Below are 5851 nucleotides of genomic sequence, written 5' to 3'. Positions count from 1 at the left end.
AACGTCTCGCGCTTGAACAGGAAGGTGAAGTTGCTGAGGCCGACGAACTTGGTCATCGCCTTGTTCAGCGTCGCGAGGTGGACCGAGTAGAGAGCGGGATAGAGCACGAGCCGCGGATCAGGCTGGTCGGCAGCTGACTTCTACAGCGTGGCGAGATCTTCGGGCACGTTGCCGAATTTGCGCAGCAGCGTGGCGTCGCCGAATTCGCCGGTCATGGGATCCCCGCTGCGGCTGAAGGCGACCGCGCCGATATGGCCTGCACCCCGCGATAAGAGCTCGGCGCGCCGCAGCGCGGCCGTCGAGCTCTGGCATTCTTCCGCTGCGCCTGCGACAGGCGAGCCGTCGGCATCCATCAAAAAGGGCATTGCAACGTAATAGGTCACGTCCGACATGGCGTTGCTCCAATGTTGAAACTCAGGCGGCGCTGCTCTTGCTCCGCATCTTGCTACGCGAGGCGTCCGGAATGCAGCCGGCGGAAATCGCCGCCTGCAATTCTTCCAGCTCGGCTTCCAGATATTCGTTCGCCATGATCAGCGCCTTGATGGTGCTTCGCAAATTGCCGTCGCACATCGCGATCGCCTGATCGCAGGCCTGTTCATAATGGCTGTTGTCGAGCAGGGCGGTTGCAGACATCTGCGTTGTCCTTGTCAGTCGTCGTAGGCGTTTCCTGATGCTGAAATGTTCCTATTTTGTTCTTTTGGAGTCAAGCGGATTCATGTGGCTCGACGAAAAGCCGGCTCGCAGATCAGGCGATGATGTCGGGGGTAATCTGGTCTTCGATGAACGCGATGCGATCACGCAACAACAGCTTGCGCTTCTTCAATCGCTGTAGCCGCAACAGGTCGGGGGCGGGCGATTGATGCAGTGCATCGATCGCCGCATCGAGATCTCGGTGTTCCTGCTGCAACCGGGTGAGCTCGACTTCGAGCTCACGCTCGTCTTCATTGGTCATGTCTGCGGTGGCCGAAAACCGATTAGGCGTGAGATTTAAGGCTGTGGAAGCCCTGTGGAAATTATCGTCCTTGCGCGGTGTGATCGCAAGCGATCTGCGAGCACCGTTCGCCGATCTCCAGCGACATATTTCCGCCGATCGCAGCGTCGCTGCGCAAGCGCATTGATATCATGGATTTTTCCCGCGCGGTTCCTTTACTCACGCTTCGTTACATATGAATTTTCAAAAATGAAGCTGTGATGACGGATATCCATCGACAGAACGAATCGGTGATGTAGACTTCGTTGTCCGGATCGAATCCTGAGGTTCAACCCTACCGAGGAGGTTTCGAATGACAATTCAGGCACATCTGGTTGAATTGGAGCGGAAGCACAAACTTCTCGAAAACGAATTGCACGAAGCTCTCGTGCACCTTTCAACAGACGACCTGCAAATTGTTGAGTTGAAGCGCCGGAAGTTGATGGTCAAGGACCAGATCGAGCGTCTGAGGCAAGGCAACACGCTCCACTAGTAACCCCCGTAACAGCGTAGAGTTGATCGTACCCTTATCCCGCAGGGATGAGAGCCTTTGCGCTCATCCCTGCAGCAGGGTGCGCACCGTGCAAAGATGTTTGCGCGGTTTAAGTGCTTGCGAGCTCGGCGACGTGATCGGCGATCGCGAGCGACGACGTCAGTCCCGGCGATTCGATGCCGAACAGGTTGACCAGGCCAGCGACGCCGTGATCGCGCGGGCCCTGCATCAGGAAGTCCTGCGTCGCGACCGCAGGCGGCACGATCTTCGGCCGGATGCCCGAATAGCTCGGCATCAACGCGCCGTCAGGCAGTGTCGGCCAGTATTTGCGGATCGCCGGATAGAAGCGCTCGGCGCGTGACGGGTCGACCTCGTAATTGATCGTCTCGATCCACTCGACGTCGGGGCCGAAGCGCGCTTGGCCTGCCATATCCAGAGTGAGATGCACCCCTAACCCGCCGGGTTCGGGCACCGGGTAGATCAGGCGCGAGAACGGCGCCTTGGCATTGCAGCTGAAGTAATTTCCCTTGGCGAGATAGGCCGGCGGAATCCGGTCCAGCGGCATGCCGTCGATGTTGCGTGCCACATTCGTCGCCGAGAGCCCCGCGGCGTTGACGAGGAGGCTGCATTGCAGCGTCATTGGCGCCTCGCCGCCGGCTTCGATTTCGATGAGGCCGTTCGCCGCCTTGGCGCGGATCAGCGGGGTGTGAAACGCGAAGGCCGCGCCTGATGCCTCGGCTTCGCCGCGCAGCGAGAGCATGTAGGCGTGGCTGTCGATGATGCCCGTTGACGGCGACAGCAGCGCGGCATCGCATGCGAGCGCGGGCTCGAGCGCGCGGGCCGCCTCGCCGGTGAGCAGCTGCATGTCGAGCACGCCATTGGCCTCGGCATGCGCCTTGATCGATTGCAGCTTCTCGGTCTCCTGCGGGGTGGTCGCGACGATCAGCTTGCCGCAATTCCTGTGCGGGATGCCGCGCTCGGCACAGTAGTGGTAGAGCGCGTGCTTGCCGTCGACGCACATGCGCGCCATCCAGCTCCCGGCGCGGTAGTAGATGCCGGCATGGATCACCTCACTGTTGCGCGAGGAGGTGATGGTGCCGATCGCCTCGGCCTCCTCGAGCACGATGACCTCGCGCCCGGCCTGGGCGAGCTTTCGGGCCGCCGCGAGCCCGACCACGCCGGCTCCGATGACGACGCAATCGACCCTATCCATGGCTGTGCAGGATGTCCGCTGGAAGCGCCGGTGACATCAGGCCTGGGACTAATGGTGCGGGGCCGTTTTCCGTTAAGGAAGAATTTATCATGTCAGGGCAATTGCCGTTTTTCACGTCACATTTTTCTGTTGCGCGTACAGGCGTTTACCCGATCCAAACCCGTGAAGCCAGACAATCCGACGTTGAAATCGCGGGTGGCTGATGGCTGAGAAGAACTGGCACGAGGGCAGCACGCTTCCGATTGCTGTGCAGGCCGTTGTGTGCCTGGCCGGCACGGTTGCGCCCGCGCGCGCCTTTGCGCTGTCGGACAGTTTTGCCGCGCCGAGCTATCTCGGCCAGCTGGATCCCAACGTGGTCTGGGAAGGCCTGATCACGGGCATCGTCGTCTGCGCGTTCCTCGCCGCGATCGTACTTTGGATCCATTCCTCGCTGCGCCGGACCAGGCGCTTGCAGCTGCGGCGCAACGCCTTCGTCTCCTCCGCCATGAACAATCTCAACCAGGGCGTGGTGATGACGGACGCGCAGCGGCGCATCATCTTCTGCAACGACCGCTATCTCGAGCTTTACGGCCTGACGCGGTTGGATCTCTGGGCCGACATGAACGGCTACGAGCTCCTCGAGCTGCGACGCAAGCGCGGCGTGCTGGGGGGCGTCTCCGACGGCGAGTTCTACGAGAAGGCGGCGAGCCCCAACGGTTTGATCACCGAACTGCCTGATGGCCGCGCCATCCTGGTGAAATATTTCGTGCTGCCGAACGGTGGCTCGGTGGCGACGCATCTGGACGTCAGCGACCAGCGCAAGCTGTCGCGACAGCTCGCCTCGACCAAGCAGTTCCTGGAAACGGTGCTGGACAACGTGCCGGCCTGCGTGGCCGCGAAGAACATCGAGGATGGCCGCTACATCTTCGCCAACAGCGCCTATGAGCGGTTCTGGGGATTCTCGCGCGATTATGTCGTCGGCAAGAATGCGCGCGAGTTGTTCGCGTCCGGCTCGGCGGCCACCATCGAGACGACCGATCGGGCAGCGCTCAACTCACCCGACGGCCAATTCCGCAATGAATTCGAGGTCGATCGTGGCGGCGAGCGGCGCATGGTCGCCTCGATCCGGATCGTGGTCCGCAACGAGAACAACAAGCCCGAATTCCTGATGCTCGTGTTCGAGGACATCACAGACCGCCGCTCCCTGTCGAAGGAGCTGGAGAGCGCCAAGAAGTTCCTCGATCTGGTGGTCGACAACATCCCGGTGGCGCTGATCGTCGAGCAGGTCAAGGACGGCCGCTATCTGCTCGCCAATCGCAGCGCGGAGACGATCCTCAACCGCCGGCGCGAGGAGGCCACGGGCCTGACCGCGTCCGACATCTTCAATCCCAAGGAAGCCAAGCTGATCATCGCGCGCGACGAGGCCGCGATCAAGAAACGCGGGATGATCACCGAGGAGCATCCGATCTCCACCAAGGACGGCCTGCGGCTGTTCCTGACCCGCCGCGCCACCGTGCTCAATGATGCCGGCGAGCCGCAATATCTGATCAAGACCCACGAGGACGTCACCGACCGCCGGCAGACCGAGTCGCGCATGGCGCACATGGCCTATCACGACGGCCTCACCGATTTGCCGAATCGCGCCGCCTTCCTTCAGGCCCTGACCCAGATGATCGAAGCCTGCGAAGGCACCGGCGAGGAGTTCGCAGTCCTCTGTGTCGACCTCGACGGCCTCAAGGAGGTCAACGACGTCTTCGGCCATGCGCTCGGCGACAAGCTTCTGGTCGAGGTGGCCCAGCGGCTCCAGGAGTCCGCCCGTGGCGGTGTGGTGGCGCGCCTGTCTGGCGACGAATTCGGCCTGATTATCGACGGCAAGCAGCCGGACGCGGGTCTTGCGCTGGCACAGCAGCTCGGCGAGGCCGTCGCAAGGGAATTCCAGATCGACGGCCGCGCTGTCCGCGCCGGCGCCACCACCGGCATGGCGGTCTTCCCGCACAACGGCAGCGATGGCGCTTCGCTGCTCGCCAACGCCGGTGCGGCGCTGTTCCGCGCCAAGCAGAAATCCCGCGGCACGATCAGCCTCTACCAGCCCGAGATGGACCAGCAGATCCGCGATCGCCGCGTGCTGCACCAGGATCTGTCGATGGCGATCAAGAACGGCGAGCTCTCGCTCGCCTTCCAGCCGCAGGGGGCCGCGGGCCACAGCGTCGCCGAGAGCGAGATCATCGGCTTCGAGGCGCTGGCGCGCTGGCAGCATCCGGTGCGCGGCCAGGTTTCGCCGGCCGAATTCATCCCGATCGCCGAAGAGAGCGGCCTGATCGTCGAGATGGGCGAGTGGATCTTGCGCGAGGCCTGCCGCGAGGCGGCGTCCTGGCCGAAGCCGCTCCAGGTCGCGGTCAATCTGTCGCCGGCGCAGTTCATGCACGGCGACGTGGTTGGCCTCGTCCATTCGATCCTGATCGAGACCGGCCTTGCACCCGGCCGGCTCGAGCTGGAAATTACCGAGGGCGTGCTGATCGAAGATTTCGACCGGGGCCTCGCTCTGCTGCGCCGCCTGAAGGCGCTCGGCGTGCGGATCTCCATGGACGATTTCGGCAGCGGCTACTCATCGCTGAGCTACCTCCAGGCGTTCCCGTTCGACAAGATCAAGATCGACCGCGCCTTCATCATCAATCTCGGCCGCAACCCGCAATCGGCTGCGATCGTTCGCGCAGTGATCGATCTCGGCCACGGCCTCGACATGTCGATCATCGCCGAGGGCGTCGAGACGGTCGAGCAACTCGCCTTCCTCGCCAAGGAGGGCTGTGACGGCGTGCAGGGCTATCTGCTCGGCAAGCCCTTGCCGATCGGCAAATATGCCGGCCTCGTCGGCCGCGCCGAGGTCATGCAGCTTGCGCTCAAGACCGGTTAGAGCGTTTTCGCGCTAAGTGGATACCGGTTCGCGTCAAGAAAACGCGTCAAAGCCAGAATCTAGCGCCCCGTTCCGATTTCATCGGAACGGAAATGGCTCTAGTGATGATGGGGCGCTTCGCTCCTTCTCGACGGCTTCATGGCGGATTACGACCTTGCGATCATCGGCGGCGGTCTGAACGGTGTCAGCCTCGCCCGCGATGCGGCGGGCCGCGGCCTGCGGGTGATCCTGTTCGAGCAGGGCGATCTCGGCGGCGCAGCGTCGTCGGCAACACCGCGTCTGATC

Annotated in this window: 7 protein-coding genes and 1 pseudogene; 3 read left to right on the top strand and 5 right to left on the bottom strand. The window is 62.7% G+C overall.

All coding sequences use genetic code 11. The features are described 5' to 3' along the window. The 4 genes and pseudogenes from MOV75_RS24805 to MOV75_RS24790 form a co-directional block, all read right to left on the bottom strand. Positions 1 to 107, bottom strand: a pseudogene (locus MOV75_RS24805) (sugar ABC transporter permease); the annotation flags it as partial. 33 nt (positions 108 to 140) lie between these two features. Then, positions 141 to 392, bottom strand: a complete 252-nt coding sequence (locus MOV75_RS24800; RefSeq protein WP_246930114.1) for a hypothetical protein — start codon at positions 390 to 392, stop codon at positions 141 to 143. Positions 393 to 414: 22 nt separating this feature from the next. Beyond that, complete coding sequence (locus MOV75_RS24795) at positions 415 to 633, bottom strand: hypothetical protein (protein WP_246930112.1); 219 nt, start codon at positions 631 to 633, stop codon at positions 415 to 417. Positions 634 to 745: 112 nt separating this feature from the next. Further along, positions 746 to 952: a YdcH family protein gene (locus tag MOV75_RS24790; RefSeq protein ID WP_246930111.1), complete on the bottom strand. Its 207-nt coding sequence runs from the start codon at positions 950 to 952 to the stop codon at positions 746 to 748. Between the two features lie 331 nt (positions 953 to 1283). Between MOV75_RS24790 and MOV75_RS24785 the strand changes: the two genes are divergently transcribed. Further along, positions 1284 to 1463 carry a YdcH family protein gene (locus tag MOV75_RS24785; RefSeq protein WP_246930110.1) on the top strand — a complete coding sequence of 60 codons (180 nt, stop codon included), beginning with the start codon at positions 1284 to 1286 and terminating at the stop codon, positions 1461 to 1463. A 109-nt stretch (positions 1464 to 1572) separates the two neighbouring features. Here the strand turns inward: MOV75_RS24785 and MOV75_RS24780 are convergent, their stop codons facing one another. After that, a complete protein-coding gene (locus MOV75_RS24780; protein WP_247006770.1) occupies positions 1573 to 2676 on the bottom strand; it encodes an NAD(P)/FAD-dependent oxidoreductase in 1104 nt (367 codons plus the stop codon). Positions 2677 to 2878: 202 nt separating this feature from the next. On the opposite strand from MOV75_RS24780, the gene MOV75_RS24775 reads away from it, so the two are divergent. Then, positions 2879 to 5566 carry an EAL domain-containing protein gene (locus MOV75_RS24775; protein WP_247006769.1) on the top strand — a complete coding sequence of 896 codons (2688 nt, stop codon included), beginning with the start codon at positions 2879 to 2881 and terminating at the stop codon, positions 5564 to 5566. A gap of 138 nt (positions 5567 to 5704) precedes the next feature. Then, positions 5705 to 5851: FAD-dependent oxidoreductase (locus MOV75_RS24770; protein WP_247006771.1), on the top strand; the 147-nt coding region annotated here is incomplete at its 3' end.

Source organism: Bradyrhizobium sp. PRIMUS42 (assembly GCF_023006515.1).
In the GTDB taxonomy this organism is placed as follows: Bacteria; Pseudomonadota; Alphaproteobacteria; order Rhizobiales; family Xanthobacteraceae; genus Bradyrhizobium.
This window is presented reverse-complemented; position numbering and strand designations above follow the sequence as displayed.

What these genes read in the sequence shown, in the direction of transcription:
- MOV75_RS24800 (WP_246930114.1), bottom strand. Translation starts at nt 392, where the DNA reads ATGTCGGACGTGACCTATTACGTTGCAATGCCCTTTTTGATGGATGCC.
- MOV75_RS24795 (WP_246930112.1), bottom strand. Translation starts at nt 633, where the DNA reads ATGTCTGCAACCGCCCTGCTCGACAACAGCCATTATGAACAGGCCTGC.
- MOV75_RS24790 (WP_246930111.1), bottom strand. Translation starts at nt 952, where the DNA reads ATGACCAATGAAGACGAGCGTGAGCTCGAAGTCGAGCTCACCCGGTTG.
- MOV75_RS24785 (WP_246930110.1), top strand. Translation starts at nt 1,284, where the DNA reads ATGACAATTCAGGCACATCTGGTTGAATTGGAGCGGAAGCACAAACTT.
- MOV75_RS24780 (WP_247006770.1), bottom strand. Translation starts at nt 2,676, where the DNA reads ATGGATAGGGTCGATTGCGTCGTCATCGGAGCCGGCGTGGTCGGGCTC.
- MOV75_RS24775 (WP_247006769.1), top strand. Translation starts at nt 2,879, where the DNA reads ATGGCTGAGAAGAACTGGCACGAGGGCAGCACGCTTCCGATTGCTGTG.